Below are 19,778 nucleotides of genomic sequence, written 5' to 3'. Positions count from 1 at the left end.
AAACAAATCAAGTATTTAAAAAAAATTCAAAGGTAGAGATATATTTTCTTTCTCTAGTGTTCAAAATGCCTAGTTTATTCCTATATTTGCTGATTGTTCTTCTCTTAACTAGGATGCCTTCTCTGTTTAGCAATTCACACAAGCTATCATCTGATATAGGATGAGTCTTATCTTCGGCTTCTATTTTAGAAATGATTATTGTTTTTATTTGATCTGCTGAAAATTCTCCATATGGCGTTTTTATTCCTGATGAAAAAAACGATTTTAAGGAATAAATTTTTGAATTACACATAAGATTTTTGTTATTAACTACCCTAGACACTGTAGAAATAGAAAGACCAGTTTTTTGAGCAATCAACTTCATAGTCAATATCTTTAAGGGCTTTTCTCCCAAAATAAAGGGCTTTTGATAATCTATAATGGCCTTACTTACTGACAAAATGTTCCTATTTCTCTGACTAATGGAATTTTTTAAAAACTTAGCCCTACTAAGTTGTCTTTTAAGGTAAGTTTTTGTTTGAGCTGGGGCGGTGTCAATCATATCTCGATAAAAATCATTAATCCTAAAGGCTACAGGATCATTTATTTTTACCCTAATTGAATCTCCTACCACAGCTACAATATCTACTTCAACATTAGTTGCTTCATTATTATTTTTCAATAATCCTTGCAAGGGGTATAATCTGAAATTCTTAATCTCGTTTAAGTAAATCTTAAACTCATCCTCTCTATTTGGACAATCTCTAAGAATCGAAAAAAATTTACAAGATATTATTTTATCAAAATATTTACTAATAAAGTCCTTTAGATTATCATTTGAGGCTTGGAAGATGAAAAAATCCTTAATATTTTTACTTGAAAGACCCCCAAGGCCAAGTTTCTTGATTATTTCAATATTTTTTTCTATAAGCTCTGTTGAAGTTTGGAATATATTAGATATTTCCTCAACAGGAGTCCTCAAGTACCCCTTCTCATCTAAGCTATAGATAATATATTCGGAAATTTTATAATCTAAATCACTAAGCTTTATAAGTTTTACCTCTTCTAAGAGTTCCTTCCTATAATCTTCTTTTGAATCTTTAAGGCTATTAATAAAATCAAAATTATCATAAGAATCGCAATCTGATCTAACGATTGAAGATTTTCTAGGCATCATATCTATAAAGATATTGCCCTCTGATTCAGACTCTATTTCCTTCTCCAAGTCGTAACTACTCATAGTCAACAGCTCTATGGCATACCTCAAGCTTTGGCTTAGTATTAAATTTTGTTCAAGTTTTGTATTTAAGTTAAAATCCATAGCAAGCCTCTTATATATTAATCATATGATATTAGACCAATAAAAGCAAGAAGGCTATATGCTAAAGGATATAAGAAGATAAGGTATAATAATTTATGAATATATGATATTTTATTTATAACGAAAGAAGGGGGAAATCTAAATGAAAGAAGCAGAATCAGTAAATAAAGCCGACCTTATAAAAATATTAGAGGAGGTAAGCGAAGGTATCTATATAACTGATGGAAAAGCCAAGACCCTATTTGTAAATAAATCATACGAACGCATAAGCGGAGCCAAAAGAGATATGTTTATTGGCAAATACATGGAAGATGTAGTAAAGCAGAAGCTAATAGACGAATCAGCAACCTTAAAAGTTCTAGCGGAAAAATCTGAGATAACTATGGTGCAAACACTCAGTAACAAAAAAACAGTCCTCATAACTGCCTCCCCTATCTACAATGATAGGAAAGAGATAAATATGGTAGTTACTATCTTGAGGGATTTAACAAGTTTAAATAAAATAAAAAACGATATAGATGCTAAGAAAAAAAGAATAAACAAACTTGTTAGTATGCTAGAAAAGGATGGAGACCTTGTTTATAGGTCAGAGTCCATGAAAGAAGTAGTCAACAAAGCAATTAGAGCCTCCAAATACGATACTACGATCCTGATTAATGGAGAAACAGGTGTAGGAAAAGACCTTGTAGCGAAGTTAATTGCTAAGCAAGGAATAAGAAAGGACAAAGTTTTTATAGAAGTAAACTGCACCGCTATACCTGACTCCCTCATGGAATCAGAGTTTTTTGGCTATGAACCAGGCTCATTTACTGGAGCATTAAAAAATGGGAAAAAAGGAATATTTGAGTTAGCCCATGGGGGAACTCTTTTCCTTGATGAGATTGGAGATATCTCTCAAGAAATGCAAACGAAACTTCTAAAAGTTATCCAGGACAAAAAATTTCATAGGGTCGGAGGTTATCAAGATATTCAGGCAGATGTGAACATAATATCTGCTACGAACAAAAACTTATATGAAATGGTCAAGGAGGGAAGCTTTAGAGAAGATTTATATTATAGGCTAAATGTTATACCTATATACATTCCTCCATTAAGGAAAAGGCAAGAAGATGTTTTGGTGCTAATCGAATACTTTCTAAATGATTTGATAAATATATATGGTGAAGAAAAGCATTTCAGCAATGAAGCCCTCAAAATTCTATACGAATATAAATGGCCTGGAAATATAAGAGAATTAAAAAATCTTATAGAACGCACATATATCTTATCTAGTAATGAGACTATAGAAGAATATCAACTGCCGATATCACTTAGAGAAAGTGATCAACGAGCTCAACTAGATGTTGCAGATGGGATGAAGCTAAATGATTTAGTAGAAAATCTAGAAATAAAAGTTATAACTCAAGCATTAAAAAAATCCAAAAATAATAAGGAAGCGGCAAAAATATTAGGCATAGACCCATCAACATTAACGAGAAAAAGACAAAAATATTCCATTTGAAGGATATAATCTTGCAAAAAATCAATAATTGCAGATATGCAAGATTACCTATGAACACTATGGGAACGATTTATTAACAGAATAAAATTAATTTTAGGAAAATCCGAATTGCATTTCTGCAATTTGGATTTTTTTGGTTAAAGTGAAAGCAAGAAAAATCGAGCCTTTAACATTGGCACGATATTTGCATAGATATTAGTACAAGTCGTAATACATAATAATAAGTTTGAAAGGAGAGAAATTATGACATTAATGACAGGAAAAGAATACATAGAAAGTTTAAGAAAACTAAACCCAAAAGTATACATATTTGGAGAACTAATAGAAAATCCGGTAGACCACCCTATACTAAGGCCATCAGTAAACTCAATAGCAATGACCTATGACCTAGCTCATGACCCAGAATACGAAGATCTACTAACAACAACAAGCCACCTTACAGGCAAAAAAATAAATAGATTCTGCCACATCCACCAAAGCCCAGAAGACCTAGTAAAGAAAATAAAAATGCAAAGACTCCTAGGCCAAAAAACAGCAAGCTGTTTCCAAAGATGTGTAGGAATGGACGCCCTAAACTCAATATACTCAACAACATATGAAATAGACAAAGAATACGGAACAAACTACCATGAAAGGCTAAAAAACTACCTTCTAGAAGCCCAAGAAAAAGACTGGACAATAGATGGAGCAATGACAGATCCAAAAGGAGATAGAGGACTTGCCCCACACCTTCAAGAAGATCCAGATATGTTCGTACATATAAACGAAGTAAGAGAAGATGGAATAATAGTATCAGGAGCAAAAGCTCACCAAACAGGCTCCCTAAATAGCCACGAACACCTAATAATGCCAACAATGTCATTATCAGAAGAAGACAAAGACTACGCAGTAAGCTTTGCAGTACCAACAGATGCAGAAGGCGTATTCATGATCTACGGAAGACAATCATGTGATACAAGAAAACTAGAAGAAGGAGCAGACATAGACCTAGGAAACAACACATTCGGAGGTCAAGAAGCCCTAGTAATCTTCGACAGAGTATTCATACCAAACGAAAGAGTCTTCATGTGCAAAGAATATAAATACGCAAACATGATGGTAGAAAGATTCGCAGGCTACCATAGACAATCTTACGCCTGCAAAACAGGAGTAGGCGATGTACTAATAGGAGCAGCAGCCCTAGCAGCAGACTACAACGGAGTACCAAAAGCAAGCCACATAAAAGACAAAATAATAGAAATGCAACACCTAAATGAAACAATATGGGGTTGTTCATTAGCCTGTTCAGCAGAAGGACACAAAACAGAATCAGGCAACTACTTAGTAGACCTACTCCTAGCCAACGTATGTAAACAAAACGTAACAAGATTCCCATATGAAATAGCAAGACTAGCAGAAGACATAGCAGGTGGACTAATGGTAACAATGCCATCAGAAAAAGACCTAAGAGGCGAAGTAACAGGCCCATGGGTAAGAAAATACCTAAAAGGAAAAGTGGGAATGGATGTAGAAAACAGGATGAGAGTACTAAGACTAATCGAAAACATCACCCTAGGAACAGCAGCAGTAGGCTACAGAACAGAATCAATGCATGGAGCAGGCTCACCTCAAGCACAAAGAATAATGATAGCAAGACAAGGAAACCTTGAAGCTAAAAAAGAAATGGCTAGAAAGATTGCTCATGTGGATGTAACTAAAGATAAAATTAAATAGAAGAGAGAAACAATGACCTGGAAAGAAGAATATAAAAATAAATTAAAAACTTTTAAAGAAGCTGCCGATTTAATTAAATCTAACGATAGAGTTGTATTTGAACACGCTGCGGGTGAACCAAAATCCCTAGTCGATGCTATAGTTGCCAATAAAGATGCCTATGAAAACGTAGAGATAGTACACATGGTTCCAATGGGAGATGCGAAATACTGCGATGAAGATATGTCTAAACATTTTAGACACAATTCTTTGTTTGTGGGCTCATCTACTAAGAAAGCTGTCTCTGAAGCAAGGGCCGATTTTACTCCAACATTTTTCTACCAAGTGCCAAGGCTATTTAGGGAGAGCTTACCAGTGGATGTAGCTATAGTACAAGTATCTAAACCTGATGAACATGGATATGTTAGTTTGGGTGTATCTGTAGATTATACTAAGGCAGCTTGCCAATTAGCTAAAACTGTGATAGCACAGGTTAACAAATATATGCCAAGAACTTTAGGAGAAAGTTTCTTGCATGTCTCTGAGATTGATTGCTTTGTTGAGTGCGATGAACCTATATATGAACTTCCAAATCCAAAGATAGGTGAAATAGAAAGAGAAATAGGAAAATACTGTGCATCATTAATCAATGATGGGGATACCTTACAACTAGGTATAGGTGCTATACCAGATGCTGTGTTATCTTTCCTAACTGAGAAAAAAGATCTAGGCATACACTCAGAAATGTTTTCTGATGGGGTTGTAGATTTATACAATAAGGGCGTTATTAATAACAAGAAAAAGACAACCAATAAAGGGAAAATGGTGGCTGCTTTCTTGATGGGAACAAGAAAATTGTATGACTTTGTAGACGACAACCCAGAAGTTATAATGATGCCAGTTGACTATGTTAATAATCCAGTTGTAATTATGCAAGAAGATAACATCGTGTCAATAAATTCATGTATACAAGTAGACTTGATGGGACAAGTAGTGTCTGAAAGTATTGGAGAGACTCAAATAAGCGGTGTCGGCGGTCAAGTTGACTTTGTTAGGGGAGCATCAATGGCCAAAAATGGTCGCTCTATAATAGCTATGCCAAGTACCGTTAAAGGCAAATTTTCTAAGATAGTCCCAGTTATAGATGAAAAGGCTGCTGTAACAACAAGTAGATGTGATGTCGACTATATAGTAACAGAATATGGAATAGCCCACCTAAGAGGAAAAACTCTAAGAGAAAGATCTAAGGCACTTATAGCTATTGCCCATCCAGACTTTAGAGATGAATTAATAAAAGAACACAACAAGAAATTTAAAGACGATTTTTCATTATAAAAGGAGAGAAATTATGACATTAATGACAGGAAAAGAATACATAGAAAGTTTAAGAAAACTAAACCCAAAAGTATACATATTTGGAGAACTAATAGAAAATCCGGTAGACCACCCTATACTAAGGCCATCAGTAAACTCAATAGCAATGACCTATGACCTAGCTCATGACCCAGAATACGAAGATCTACTAACAACAACAAGCCACCTTACAGGCAAAAAAATAAATAGATTCTGCCACATCCACCAAAGCCCAGAAGACCTAGTAAAGAAAATAAAAATGCAAAGACTCCTAGGCCAAAAAACAGCAAGCTGTTTCCAAAGATGTGTAGGAATGGACGCCCTAAACTCAATATACTCAACAACATATGAAATAGACAAAGAATACGGAACAAACTACCATGAAAGGCTAAAAAACTACCTTCTAGAAGCCCAAGAAAAAGACTGGACAATAGATGGAGCAATGACAGATCCAAAAGGAGATAGAGGACTTGCCCCACACCTTCAAGAAGATCCAGATATGTTCGTACATATAAACGAAGTAAGAGAAGATGGAATAATAGTATCAGGAGCAAAAGCTCACCAAACAGGCTCCCTAAATAGCCACGAACACCTAATAATGCCAACAATGTCATTATCAGAAGAAGACAAAGACTACGCAGTAAGCTTTGCAGTACCAACAGATGCAGAAGGCGTATTCATGATCTACGGAAGACAATCATGTGATACAAGAAAACTAGAAGAAGGAGCAGACATAGACCTAGGAAACAACACATTCGGAGGTCAAGAAGCCCTAGTAATCTTCGACAGAGTATTCATACCAAACGAAAGAGTCTTCATGTGCAAAGAATATAAATACGCAAACATGATGGTAGAAAGATTCGCAGGCTACCATAGACAATCTTACGCCTGCAAAACAGGAGTAGGCGATGTACTAATAGGAGCAGCAGCCCTAGCAGCAGACTACAACGGAGTACCAAAAGCAAGCCACATAAAAGACAAAATAATAGAAATGCAACACCTAAATGAAACAATATGGGGTTGTTCATTAGCCTGTTCAGCAGAAGGACACAAAACAGAATCAGGCAACTACTTAGTAGACCTACTCCTAGCCAACGTATGTAAACAAAACGTAACAAGATTCCCATATGAAATAGCAAGACTAGCAGAAGACATAGCAGGTGGACTAATGGTAACAATGCCATCAGAAAAAGACCTAAGAGGCGAAGTAACAGGCCCATGGGTAAGAAAATACCTAAAAGGAAAAGTGGGAATGGATGTAGAAAACAGGATGAGAGTACTAAGACTAATCGAAAACATCACCCTAGGAACAGCAGCAGTAGGCTACAGAACAGAATCAATGCATGGAGCAGGCTCACCTCAAGCACAAAGAATAATGATAGCAAGACAAGGAAACCTTGAAGCTAAAAAAGAAATGGCTAGAAAGATTGCTCATGTGGATGTAACTAAAGATAAGGTCCAATAATAATGGATTTAGACAAAGAAGTAAAGAAAGTAATAGATGAAGATATTTCGCCGATAATTTCAACACATGGTGGACAGATACAACTTGAATCTGTCAAAGATGGTGTCGTTACGATTGCCCTTTTGGGTAATTGTAACGGATGCCCCTCAGCTCAAATCACTACAGAAGAGATAGTAAAAGAAATCTTAACACAAAAATTGCCTGACAAAATAAAAAACGTTGTTTTGAGTAATGGAATAAGTGATGAAATGTGGCGTTATGCGAAAAATTTAATAAAAAATAACAGATAAGAGGATAAAATGCATAAAAGAGAATATGGACAAGAACAACCAGGTATTAAACTTGGTATGTTTGTTATAAGAATCCCATTTATACATTACAGGTGGGAGGTGTCGGAGTTTCTTCAAGCACTTATAATGTGTGCCACATGTTTGGGGGCCATACCTATACTAACAGATGTGTTAAAGATACCATTTGAATTGGCTTGGAGCATGGTTATTATTAATGGGTTTTTATACACCCTACATTCAACCTTAGGAGATCCGGTAGTTCCGGGTTGGATAACACCATCCATACCTTTAACCTTAGTTTATTTGAATGCGATACCAGAAGGGGAGCAAAGGATTAGAGCCCTTATAGCCCTACAAATATTGGTTGGAATAATATTTGTAGTAATGGGGTTAACCGGAATAGCAGGAAAGCTACTTGGCATAGTTCCTGAATCAATCAAGTCAGGAATTCTGTTGGGAGCAGGAATTGCAGCTGTAACTGGTCAGTTCAAAGAGGGTGGTAATTTCGATAAATTCCCAATAACTTTCTCTATCGGAGTTTTGGCAGCACTATTCTTGTTGTTCTCGGACTTGTTTAAAGACTTGAGGAAAGGCAATAAAATTTTAGAGAAAATTGGTGGATATGGAATGTTGCCAGCCATTATATTAAGCATAGTAGTTGGCCCTTTGTTCGCTGAGTTTCCAGCACCTAAAATTGAATTGTTCCCAATTTTCAAAATACCAGATTTTATGGGGATAATACATACCCTAAGTCCATTCGGAGTGGGATTTCCTTCAGCGAAAGAATTTATATCTGCTATACCAATGGCTATAGTAGTATATATAATTGCTTTTGGAGACTTTGTAACATCAGAAGCCTTGCTCAACGAAGCTGACGAGATGAGACCAGATGAGAAAATAAACTTTGACGCCAATAGGTCAAACTTGATAAGCGGTATTAGAAATATAACAATGGGTCTATTCACACCTTATCCACCACTTTGTGGTCCTTTGTGGGCAGCTATAACAACATCTGTAGCCGAAAGATACAAGGAAGGACCTGATAAGATGGAGAGTATTTTTTCTGGAGTTGGAACCTTTAGATGGACATCATTTATAGCAGTGGCTTTAACTCCAATAGTAACTCTAGTTCAACCTATACTTCCAGCAGCTACAGCTCTAACACTCCTTGTTCAAGGATTCGTTTGTGTAAGACTAGCTATTGAAACAGCTGATACCCACATAGATAGGGGTATAGCAGGAATAATAGGTGCCATTATAGTAGTTAGAGGAGCATCTATCGGACTTGCAGCAGGAATATTATTACACTTAATACTTTCAAAGAGAAAAAAGAAAGATTCTGAGACAAGTGTAGCTAAAGCTTGATTATAATAATGAAGATTGGAATAAAATATTGCGGAGGTTGTCAGAGTAAATATAATAGAACGAAAGTCGTAGATAAAATAAAGAAAAAGTATGCTGAATATGATTTTGAATATGTCAGAGATGGCGAAATCTACGATTATATTATAGTTATCAACGGCTGCCAAATTAAATGTGCGGACGTTTCTAAATATATAGCTAAAAATGAAATTGTATGGATTGATAGTCCTGATATATCAATTCTAGAAAAAATCCTAGTAAAAAGATGATTACCTAAATTTTAATAGAAGACCATTTGAGAAATTCCCGCTATACTCCAGCGGGAATTTCCTTTATATTATTAACTTATTTTATGAAGCTATGCTTACAGTCTTAACAACTCCGTTTTCTACTACAATAATAAGTCCCAACCCTGAATCTTTCGCTTTTTTAGCTAGGTCGTTGAACTCTTCTGCGTTGTAAGGCTTTGGTTCGCTTGTGCCACCTGTGCTTCTTAGGATTGAGTTTTCATCGAGTTTGAAGGTGTAGGTCATCTTGTCCATAGCTTTAGCATTTTCAAAAGTATTTATATCATCAGCTTTTTCGTTATAGCTTAAAGATCCCTTTACTGTTAGTGTATTTGTAGCAGTATCTACAAAACATTCGTAGCAAGTAGCATGACCTGCTTGGTCTACTTTTCCTTCTTGTTCAGCGAGGAGGAGAGAAGCATATTGACCATCAGTTTCTATTAAAGTACCATTTGCTGGACTTTCTTTGCTTTCGTTATTATTCTTATCCTCTGCCTTGGTGGAATCTTCTTTCTTGTCGTCTTTTTCTGTCATCTTATCATCTTTTTTTACTTCCTCTTTGTTATCTTTCTCATCTTTAGCCTTATCTTCACTTTCATTTTTGGAAGTTTCTAGGTTCTTATCTGGTGAAGTACTTGCACCATCATTAGTTTTTTGCGAACAAGCTTGAAGGCTTAGGGCAAAGAGTGCTAGAAGTAGTATTTTTTTGATTTTATTTTGCATAAAATTCTCCTTTATTTGATATTTTACCCCAACAACTAAAAAGAAATCTACTTTTAGAGTTAATTTAGGTTGTTAATACTAAAAAATGGGTAAAATATAAGTGGGAAAAGCTTTTTAAGAACTTATCTGTAAATCTAATTAAATTAAGATGAAGTTTATAAATTGAGGTAAGCTATTGCATGAAATTTTTAGGTATATTCGTAAAAATTTTATAAATATTGTGGCGGATAAATATATTTGACAAATTTACTCATTAAGTTTACAATTTAATTAGATGACAATATTAAAGGAGGATTTTATGCTTTTTAAGACAACAGATGCACATGAGGCTCTACGCAAAAAAGTAAGAGCTTTCGCTGAAGAAAAAGTAAAACCAATCGCTTTTGACCTAGATCAAAACAACGAGTTCCCAGATGATATAGTAAAAGAAATGGGTGAATTGGGATTTTTGGGAATACCTTATCCTAAAGAATATGGCGGTCAAGGTCTTGATGTAATTTCTTATGCAATCGTTGTAGAAGAACTATCAAGAGTAGATGGCGGTGTTGGTGTAATTTGCTCAGCTCATACATCACTTGGTTCATGGCCAATCTTTGCCTTCGGTACAGAAGAACAAAAGAAAAAATACCTAACCCCACTTGCTAAGGGTGAAAAATTAGGCGGCTTTGGACTTACAGAAGAAAACGCAGGTTCAGACGCAGGTGGTACAGAGACAACTGCTGAACTTGATGGTGATAATTACATCTTAAACGGTAAGAAAATATTCATAACAAATGCTCCAAAAGCTGATACATATGTTGTATTCGCAGTAACTACTCCTGGTATAGGAACACATGGTATTTCAGCCTTTATCGTAGAAAAAGACTTTGAAGGATTTACTTTCTCTGATCACTATGACAAATTAGGTATTAGATCTTCTTCTACAGCAGAGCTTCATTTTGATAATGTTAAAGTTCCTAAAGAAAACTTACTTGGTAAAGAAGGTCAAGGATTTAAGATTGCCATGGCAACCCTAGATGGTGGTAGAATCGGTATCGCTTCACAAGCCCTAGGTATTGGTCAAGGTGCTTATGAGTCTGCTCTTGCTTACGGTAAGGAACGTGAACAATTCGGTCTTCCAATAGCTCACTTACAAGCAAATACTTTCAAATTAGCAGATATGGCTACTAACCTTCATGCTGCAAGACTTATGATTTATACAGCTGCTGAACTTAAAGAAAATCACGAAAGATATTCAGCAGAAGCAGCTATGGCTAAGCAATTCGCATCAGATCTAGCTATGAAGATTGCTACAGAAGCAGTACAAATCTATGGTGGTTCTGGATTTATTAAGGGTGTCGATGTAGAAAGATTCTTTAGAGATGCCAAAATCACTCAAATCTATGAAGGTACTAATGAAATCATGAGAGTAGTAGTAGGTGCTAGCACGGTAGGTCGTCCTCCAAAGATGAAAAGAGCAGGAGGTAAGGGCAAAGCCACAGGTCCCATCGCAGGAGTTCGTAAAAAAGAAATCTATGAAGGAGACCCTAAAGAAGCTGTTAAAAAGCTTGTTCAAGCACTAAAGAAAGATGGATACGACTTTACAGTTGGTATAGATCCAAATACTCCAATTCCTGAAGCTCAAAGAGTTGTAGTTGCAGGACGTGGTATTGGTGAAAAGAAGAATATGAAATTGATTGAAGAGCTTGCTTACCAAGCAGGTGCAGCTATTTCTTCATCAAGACCAGTTGCTGAAACTCTCAAATATGTCCCACTTGACAGATATATAGGAATGAGTGGACAATCATTTAAGGGTAACCTCTACATTGGTGTCGGAGTATCAGGTGCAGGTCAACACTTGAAAGGAATGAAAGATGCATCAACAATTGTTGCAATCAACAATAGCAAGAATGCTCCTATGTTTAACAACTGCGATTATGGTATAGTAGGCGATGCTATGGAAATTCTTCCACTTCTTATCAAAGAGCTAGATAATGGAGAGGCAAAGAAACCAGCCCCACCTATGAAAAAAATCAAAAGGTCTAAACCGAGAAAGATGGCTCCCAAAGAAGATATTTATGTGGATTTGGGATCTGGTTACGAATATGACCCAGAAGTAGGCGATCCGAGCCAAGGAATTGAGCCAGGAACACCATTTGACAAACTACCAGACGAATGGGTAAGCCCTGTTTCTGGAGAATCTAAAGACGAATTCGTAAAAGTAGAATTCCCAGATGATAGAAAATAGTAGGAGGATTTAATGTATACAGTTAGAAAAGTAACAGATGATTTATATTATGTAGGTGGGGACGACAGAAGGCTTGCCCTATTTGAGAATATATTTCCTATTCCTGAAGGAGTTTCTTACAACTCATACCTACTAATGGATGAAAAGACAGTTCTAATCGACGCAGTTGACTGGGCTATAACAAGAGAATATATGATTAACGTTAGCCGTGTGCTAAACGGTCGTGATCTAGACTATATGATAATCCACCACATGGAACCAGACCACTGTTCATCAATCGAACTTATGCTACAAAGATATCCAAACCTCAAAATCATTTCTTCTGAAAAGGGAGTAATGTTCATGAGACAATTTGGCTATCATGTAGATGATAGATACATTGAAGTAAAAGAAGGAGATACCTTTAGCTTTGGTAAACACGAATTTACCTTTGTTGAAGCTCCAATGGTTCACTGGCCAGAAGTTCTAATGAGCTATGATAGCACAGACAAGGTTCTATTTTCAGCAGACGCTTTCGGTTCATTTATAGCAAACAATGGTAGGTTGTTCGCTGATGAAGTTGATTGGGACAGGGACTACCTTGATGAAGGACGTAGATACTATACAAATATCGTTGGCAAATACGGAACTTTTGTACAAAAAGCCCTTGCTAAAGCTGGTGGACTGGACCTTAACTATATCTGCCCACTTCACGGACTTGTTTGGAGAGATAATTTCGGATACATCATTGATAAGTATGTCCACTGGGCAACCTATGAACCAGAAGAAGAAGGCGTGTTAATCGCTTATGCATCAATGTATGGTAATACAGAATATGCTGCGCAAGCACTTGCAAGCAAACTTTGCGAAGCTGGAATTACAAAAATTGCCCTAAGAGATGTTTCAAGCACAGATATATCAATCTTAATTGCAGATACATTCAAATACTCTAACCTAGTTCTTGCATCAGTAACCTATAACCTAGGCATCTATCCAAAGATGAAGGACTTCCTAAACGATATGGCTGCTCTAAATGTACAAAATAGAGCTGTATCAATCATTGGAAACGGTACTTGGGCACCACAAGCAGCAGAAAAAATGGAAAAATTCCTTGATGAAGAAATGAGACTGATGGATGTGCTTCCAGAAGGACTAGACATTGTATCAAGCCTTAAATCACAAAAAGAAGGCGATATGGATGCTATAGTTGAAGGAATTAAAGACTCTATGAAGAAACGTAGAGAAGAAAAAGCTAAGGCTGCTTCACAAAAAAAATAATAGTATTATAGCTGATACTGTTTAACTTAGAAAACCTCCCTTGCTGGGAGGTTTTTCTATTGAAAAAATATTAGGTTTTAATAGAGCTAATATATTGACCCTAAGTATAAAACAAGCAAGCTTCAATGAAAAAGGTGCTTGAAATTAGTAAATAAGTCTCCAATATCCAAGTTTTATTGAAGAAATATTTCCTCAATAAAAATAATTGGGCATGACAAGTATTTATAAGGCCTTGCAAAAACTTTAATCTTTATATTTGATAAAAAAGTGGCAGTCCTAAAGACTTAACTGTCAATTTTAACCCAATTACATAGGATATTAGTGAAAAATTGATAAAATCTTCTTATAATTGATTTAGTGCAAATAAGCTCTTTAGAGGATATAAGATTTTAATTTTTCAAATGGTATATTTTGCTGGTTTATTTGGCTTTTTTATAAATAAAGTACCTTGACAAATTTATTCTGGAGGATTATTTCGTATTAGTCTTCTCCCCTATAATTAGACCTTGCCATTTGGATAGTTTGCCATCTTCTTCCTCTTATAGCAAGGCCCATGGCGTAAATATTTTCAGGAAGAGAAATTCCTTCCATCCCATCACCTATGTGTTGGAGGTGGGCTCCTCCCGCCTTAGCTGCAAGTGCTATTTGCCTGATTGTTGAAGTATCGGCAGACTCTTGACTTGTTCCTATGGCTGACATGATTAACACTTTTTCATCTAGGTCCCTATCTTCGTTATAGGATCTAACATAGTCGGCTATATTACGGAAATCATCCTCAGAGAAGTGGTAGACTGTGTAAGGAGCTGGGATTAGGAGGATATCACAACCAGCTTCTACAAAGTCTTTAGCTATAGCTAGGTTCATGACGGGCTCATTTGTGCCTGCTGCGTGCATTTTTCCAGCTATTATAAGGCCGTTATAGGTTTCTCTTGCCTCTTTTATGGCCTTTGTTATCATCTGGTTGCTAACCCCTGTGGCTGGATTTCCAGTAAGACAAATCATATCTATACCATAGTCGTTGGCAAGTTTGTAATTTTCAATATTGGCAATTCTCCCAGCATTAAGGGTGATTTTTTCTTCATTCATAGCTATACTATCATCAACAGGTTCGAGATTTACTCCGATAGGTCTTGATAGAGCCTTTTTAATCCATGAAATGTGGTTTTCTTTTACATAGGAAGGAACCCCTTGAATCTTTGGGTTCCTAAGGTCTAGAGTATTTAAGAGAAGGATGTCTGCCCCAAAAGCTTTTTCTATCTCAGCATTAGTAACCTCGCTAAGATAGGGAGCTTTAGTAACAACGGACTCAGAAACTATAACCCTTCCCTCTGATGCTAGTATAGCTCTTTTCAAATCAAATTTTGATACATTGAGGTAGTCTTTACCTTCAAAGTTGAGTAGTCTTTTCATAGTATCCTTTCTTTTTGAAAATAAAAATCAGCAAGCCTAAGCCTGCTGATCTTTCCTACTTAACTAACTTAACAAATTCATCATAGACGGCTTGTACTTGTGGGCCTATGATTACTTGAACAGCTTTAGGACCTGGTTTGATGATTCCGGCAACTCCTGCTGCCTTAACTTTGTCATCGTCAACCTTAGCTGGGTCTTTGACAGTTAGTCTAAGTCTTGTTGTGCAGTAACCTGTTGTATCAATGTTTTCTGCTCCACCAAGGCCAGCTAATATCTTTCTTGCTGTTTCTTCATAAGAGTTAGATATTGTTAGATTTTCTTCTCTTTCTTCATCAGCAGCTGATTTATCAGTTGCTCCAACTTTTCCTAAATCTTTCTTTGTGCTTCTACCTGGTGTAGCAATGTCCCATTTAACAATGAGAGTATTGAATACAAAGTAGTAAAGAGCAAAATATACAAGACCCATAACAATTAGTATTAGGATATTTGCGTGCATTGGGTTTTTGATTGATAGAACAAAGTCTACTAGACCTGCTGAGAAACCAAATCCTGCATAAGCTTTAAGAGTAGCTGCAAGGAAAGCAGAAATTCCTGTAAAGGCAGCGTGGATTAGGTAAAGTTGAGGAGCTGCAAACATGAATGAAAATTCAAGCGGTTCAGTAACACCTGTTGCAAAAGATGCAAGAGCACCTGCAAGCATGATAGCTTTTGTAGCTTTTTTCTTATCAGCATCTGCCCTGTTAATAATAGCAAGAGCAGCACCTGGTAGACCAAACATCATAATTGGGAAGAAACCAGCTTGGTACATACCTGGGTGGTAAACATTAGTGATAGATTCTTTAACATTTCCTAAGAAGTTAGGAATATCATTAATACCAACTAGGTTAAACCAGAATACTTGGTTAAGAGCGTGGTGAAGACCAGTTGGGATTAATAGTCTATTAAAGAAAGCATAGATTCCTGCACCTATTGGGCCAAGACCTACCAAGAATTGTCCGAAGTTTACAAGACCAACATAGATAAGTGGCCATACAACAAAAAGTATTCCTGAAGCTACCATAGCAATGAAAGATGCCATAATTGGAACTAATCTTCTACCAGAGAAGAAAGCCAAGAAGTCAGGAAGTTTTGTTGAGAAGAACTTGTCATAAGCAAATCCACCGATAATACCTGATAAAATTCCGACAAAAACATTTCCATTACCCATAGTACCAAAGGCTGTTGATCTGAATTGATCTGCTGCTGTCCAAGCTTCAAGATCCATTCCAGATAGCATAGCAACTGTGGCAGGGCTTAGTAACTTAACAATAGTTAGAAATGACACAAGACCTGCAAGAGCTGAAGCTCCGTGGTTATCGTGAGCCATTCCAAAAGCAATACCTACTGCGAAAATAATACCGAGATTATCAAGTATTGAACCACCAGCAGAAATTAAAAATGCTGCTAGAGGAGATCCACCACCCCATAATTCAGGGTCTATCGCATAGCCTATACCTAAAAGTAAGGCTGCTAGAGGCATTACAGCGACTGGCTGCATTAGGGATTGCCCTAATCTTTGTAGTTTTTCCTTCATAACTACCTCCTATAAATTTTTAAAACGTTTACACTTATATAATAACACATTTCCGAAAAAAATGGAATAGGAAATTGTAAGGGGTGAAAATAATCAGATGTTGATAAATACACATAATGGAAAAATAATAAAAAACATAAACAAAAAAATAAAATAAAAATCGAAAAAAATATATTGAATTATTTTAGAAAATCATTTATAATGAAGCCAAAAGATATCGTTATTATTTTAGAGGGAGGAAATATGAAAAATAAAAACAGAGCTATTATAACAAGTGCCTTAGCCATGGCATTGAGTGTAAGTGTTGTTACTTCAACATCTCACGCCGAGGATTTAAATGATGGAAAGCTTAATAACAATTATATCTTAGAAAACAAAGAAAATGAAGATGAAAATTTAAAAAGCGAAGAAACGTTTGTAGAAAACGAAAAAAATAAACAAACTGACTTATCTACTTTAGAAGATGAATCTAAAAAATCAGATGAGGGAAAGCTTATCGAAAATATTGAGGATAAAGCTTCTAAAGTTGAGGAAAAAGAAACAGATGAACCAACTAAGGACTTAGAAGAGTTGAAAGATACTCTTATAACAAAAATAAACAAGTCCCAACTTAATGATAATGAAAAGAACGATTTCTCGAGAAGGGCAGAAGAGCTAACATCTAAAGCTGACTTGGAAAAGCTTGGTGAAGAAGTTGATAAGGCCATAGCAAAGACTACAAAAGACGAAGAAAAGTCTTTAGAAAAAGAAAACAAAGATAAGGGCGATGGAGAGAAAATCAAAAAAAATCAAGAAGATCTTGAGATTTTTTTGAAGGAGAGATTTGGAAGTGACCTCCCAGAAACAATTTATGATTTAAACCTTACTAATGAGGAGCTAGCGAGCTTGGAAAGTGAACTTAGAGAAAAGTTTTCTGGCCAAATAGCTGAAAGGTTTTTAAATATTCTTGCTGTTATGCCTGGTGAAGTGGATAAGGCTATAAGTAAGATTAATAAACTTGATAAATTAAGTCAAGGAGAAAAAGATTACTTTATTGCTCTTATAAGAGAGATAGAAAATAATCCAAATGCAGTTGGCATGAAAGAAACTATGGCTGTAGTGAGAGAGGCTACTAATTTAAATAGAAGTAAGAAAGAAAAAACAGAAGCTACAGCTATAACAGAAGAAGATAGAAAAGCGGCCAACCAAAGGCTAGAAAAACTAATTTACCTAAGTCCTGAAGCAAGAGAGAAATTCAAAAAAAGGATGGAAGCTGTTGGAGATAAGGCTGGCTTAGACTATCTTTTAAGTCAAGCTACAGCAGAAAATGATAAGAACAATGAGTATGCAAAAGTTGAAAAAGTTACAGACTCAAAAACTGTGGATGACTTGATTAACAGGTATAAGAGAAAACTATACGATAAGAGTTATGAGGGTTATATAGAAAATATATCTGATGAGGAGAGAAAGGCTAAAAGTGATGAATTAGACGAAATTGCTAAGGGAGAGAATAACACAGATATTCAAAAATATATAGGTCTTACAAGCATCCTTGATAGGTTAAATGAATTAAGAACTCCTTATGTTAATAAGGTAAATAATCTTAATCTGGATGAGGCAAAAAAGGCTGCCTTTATTGAAAGAATCTTGAAGGCTAATGTTAAAGAAGTCTTAGATCTAATTCAAAAAGCAGCAGAAAAAGAAAGTGAACAAGTTGAGGATAAGGAAGTTACAGACAAACGAGAAGAGCTCGCTAAAAGGCTTGAATCTATACCGACAGATGACAAAGAAGCCCTAAAAAAAGCCCTTCAAGATGCCAAGAGCCTAGATGACTTAGAAAAAATCGAAAAAGAGATTGCTAGCAAGGAAACTGAGGCTAAAAGAAAAGATATAATCCTTGCCTTCAAATTAAAGGCCAAGGAAGTAGTTAAGGGCCTTGAAAATCTAAGCCCAGAAAGAAAGGCAGAAATAGAAAAAGAAATTGACCAAGCAGATGATAAAGAATCCATAATAAAGATTTCTGATTCTGCTAAGGCTGAAGATAAGAAGATAGTAGAAGATAAGAAAAATAAAGAACTTGAAGAAGAAAATAAAAAGGCGCTTGAAGATAATAAGGAAGTTTTGAGAAAAAGATTAGAGACCATTGAAAAAGATGCTGATCCCGCTAAGGTTGAGGAAATCAAAAAGAAAATCGAGGCCTTGACTGATGTAAAAGATTTTGAAAGTCAAGATGCTATTAAAAAGGAAATTGAGGAGCTTGAAATCGAGATAAAGAATAGACCTAAAGATCCTAGCGAGGAAACAAAAAATGAGGTTCTAGAAGAAATTAAAAAGGGACATATTGAGAAGATAAAAAAATTAAAAAATCTAAGTGAGGAAGAAAAAGCTAAGTTTATTGAAGAAATAAATAAAAAAGACAAATTAGATCAAGAAACAATAAAAGAAATTACTGAAAAAACAAATCAAGCAGAAGAAATAAATAAAAAAAGAAGCGAAGAGAAGCTTTTGGCTGACTTTAGAGATGGATACAAGAAAAAAATTGAATCTCTAGCTAATTTATCAGATGAAGAAAAACAAAATTATTATGCCAACCTAGCTAGTGCGAAAAATGTAGGAGAAATGAGCGATATATATAAAGAAGCCCTAGAAAAAAGCAAGATTAGTCCTGAAGTTAAGGATAGGGTTGTAAATGATTTGAGAAAAGCCTACCTAGCAGAGCTAAATAGCCTTGTTAATCTCGATATTGAAAGTAGAAAGGATTTTACAAATCAAATAAACAAGGCGACTGACCTTAAAGGAGAGGGTGGATTCTTAGAAATCATTGATAAAGCAAGGGAGCTTGATAAAAAAATTGTAAATCAAAAATCAGTAGCCCAAGATGCGAGGAAAAAATTCAATGAGGAATTAGAGAAATTAACCAATCTTACACCTAGCGAGAAAAAAGGCTTTGAAGCAAGAGCTCAACTAACGGATTTACCAAGTGAAATGGCTCAAATTTTGATGGAAGCAAGAGAAGCTAATAAAAAGGATGTTCAAGATAAAAATGTTGAAATCGTAAAAGTTGTGATTCCACATACAACTAAAATAGTAGAAGATGCCAATATAGAAAAAGGCAAGAAGGTTGTAGAAGTTGTAGGAAAAGATGGAGAAAAGACAATAACAATAACATCAAGACTCGTTGATGGAAAGATAGTTGTTGAGAAAAAAGAAGAAATGACCTTAGAACCTGTAGAAGAAATTGTAAAAATCGGAACTAAGGAAGAAGATAAAAAGCCAGACAAAAAGGACGCAGAAACTCAAACCCCATCAGCTCCAGACAAGAAGGACGCAGAAACTCAAACCCCATCAGCTCCAGACAA

The 19,778-nt window shown here is 35.7% G+C and carries 14 protein-coding genes; 10 read left to right on the top strand and 4 right to left on the bottom strand.

All coding sequences use genetic code 11. The features are described from left to right. Window positions 1-7: 7 nt before the first annotated feature. Window positions 8-1,300: an RNA polymerase factor sigma-54 gene (rpoN, locus tag Q0W95_RS03805; RefSeq protein WP_297790163.1), complete on the bottom strand. Its 1,293-nt coding sequence runs from the start codon at window positions 1,298-1,300 to the stop codon at window positions 8-10. A 142-nt stretch (window positions 1,301-1,442) separates the two neighbouring features. On the opposite strand from rpoN, the gene Q0W95_RS03800 reads away from it, so the two are divergent. The 7 genes from Q0W95_RS03800 to Q0W95_RS03770 all read left to right on the top strand — a co-directional run bounded on the left by Q0W95_RS03800 (window position 1,443) and on the right by Q0W95_RS03770 (window position 9,232). After that, window positions 1,443-2,801 carry a sigma 54-interacting transcriptional regulator gene (locus Q0W95_RS03800; protein ID WP_297790161.1) on the top strand — a complete coding sequence of 453 codons (1,359 nt, stop codon included), beginning with the start codon at window positions 1,443-1,445 and terminating at the stop codon, window positions 2,799-2,801. Between the two features lie 243 nt (window positions 2,802-3,044). Further along, window positions 3,045-4,514, top strand: a complete 1,470-nt coding sequence (locus tag Q0W95_RS03795) for a 4-hydroxyphenylacetate 3-hydroxylase family protein (RefSeq protein ID WP_297790159.1) — start codon at window positions 3,045-3,047, stop codon at window positions 4,512-4,514. 12 nt (window positions 4,515-4,526) lie between these two features. After that, window positions 4,527-5,828 (top strand): acetyl-CoA hydrolase/transferase C-terminal domain-containing protein, encoded by a 1,302-nt coding sequence (locus Q0W95_RS03790; RefSeq protein ID WP_297790157.1) that lies wholly within the window; start codon window positions 4,527-4,529, stop codon window positions 5,826-5,828. A 13-nt stretch (window positions 5,829-5,841) separates the two neighbouring features. After that, window positions 5,842-7,311 (top strand): 4-hydroxyphenylacetate 3-hydroxylase family protein, encoded by a 1,470-nt coding sequence (locus Q0W95_RS03785; RefSeq protein ID WP_297790155.1) that lies wholly within the window; start codon window positions 5,842-5,844, stop codon window positions 7,309-7,311. Window positions 7,312-7,313: 2 nt separating this feature from the next. Next, window positions 7,314-7,601 (top strand): NifU family protein, encoded by a 288-nt coding sequence (locus Q0W95_RS03780; RefSeq protein ID WP_297790153.1) that lies wholly within the window; start codon window positions 7,314-7,316, stop codon window positions 7,599-7,601. 9 nt (window positions 7,602-7,610) lie between these two features. After that, complete coding sequence (locus tag Q0W95_RS03775) at window positions 7,611-8,966, top strand: hypothetical protein (protein WP_297790151.1); 1,356 nt, start codon at window positions 7,611-7,613, stop codon at window positions 8,964-8,966. 8 nt (window positions 8,967-8,974) lie between these two features. Next, window positions 8,975-9,232: a hypothetical protein gene (locus Q0W95_RS03770; protein WP_297790149.1), complete on the top strand. Its 258-nt coding sequence runs from the start codon at window positions 8,975-8,977 to the stop codon at window positions 9,230-9,232. Window positions 9,233-9,313: 81 nt separating this feature from the next. Here Q0W95_RS03770 and Q0W95_RS03765 read toward each other — a convergent pair whose 3' ends face one another. Further along, window positions 9,314-9,973: a hypothetical protein gene (locus tag Q0W95_RS03765; protein ID WP_297790147.1), complete on the bottom strand. Its 660-nt coding sequence runs from the start codon at window positions 9,971-9,973 to the stop codon at window positions 9,314-9,316. A gap of 298 nt (window positions 9,974-10,271) precedes the next feature. On the opposite strand from Q0W95_RS03765, the gene Q0W95_RS03760 reads away from it, so the two are divergent. Together Q0W95_RS03760 and Q0W95_RS03755 are read left to right on the top strand one after the other, a co-directional pair. Continuing rightward, window positions 10,272-12,200, top strand: coding sequence for an acyl-CoA dehydrogenase family protein (locus tag Q0W95_RS03760; protein WP_297790145.1), 1,929 nt, complete (start codon window positions 10,272-10,274; stop codon window positions 12,198-12,200). A 12-nt stretch (window positions 12,201-12,212) separates the two neighbouring features. After that, window positions 12,213-13,457, top strand: coding sequence for an FprA family A-type flavoprotein (locus tag Q0W95_RS03755; protein ID WP_297790144.1), 1,245 nt, complete (start codon window positions 12,213-12,215; stop codon window positions 13,455-13,457). Between the two features lie 480 nt (window positions 13,458-13,937). Here the strand turns inward: Q0W95_RS03755 and Q0W95_RS03750 are convergent, their stop codons facing one another. Next, entirely contained in the window at window positions 13,938-14,867 is a 930-nt protein-coding gene (locus Q0W95_RS03750) for a haloacid dehalogenase-like hydrolase (protein WP_297790143.1), read from the bottom strand. A gap of 55 nt (window positions 14,868-14,922) precedes the next feature. Further along, the gene (gene nagE, locus Q0W95_RS03745) at window positions 14,923-16,440 is read right to left on the bottom strand and encodes an N-acetylglucosamine-specific PTS transporter subunit IIBC (RefSeq protein ID WP_297790141.1); all 1,518 of its coding nucleotides are present in this window, start codon (window positions 16,438-16,440) and stop codon (window positions 14,923-14,925) included. 243 nt (window positions 16,441-16,683) lie between these two features. On the opposite strand from nagE, the gene Q0W95_RS03740 reads away from it, so the two are divergent. After that, window positions 16,684-19,778 (top strand): G5 domain-containing protein (locus Q0W95_RS03740; protein ID WP_297790139.1); only part of this gene is annotated, 3,095 nt, incomplete at its 3' end.

This window comes from uncultured Anaerococcus sp., assembly GCF_947253225.1.
Lineage (GTDB): Bacteria > Bacillota > Clostridia > Tissierellales > Peptoniphilaceae > Anaerococcus.
Note: the sequence above shows the minus strand (reverse complement) of the source record. Positions and strands in the feature narration are given on the sequence as shown.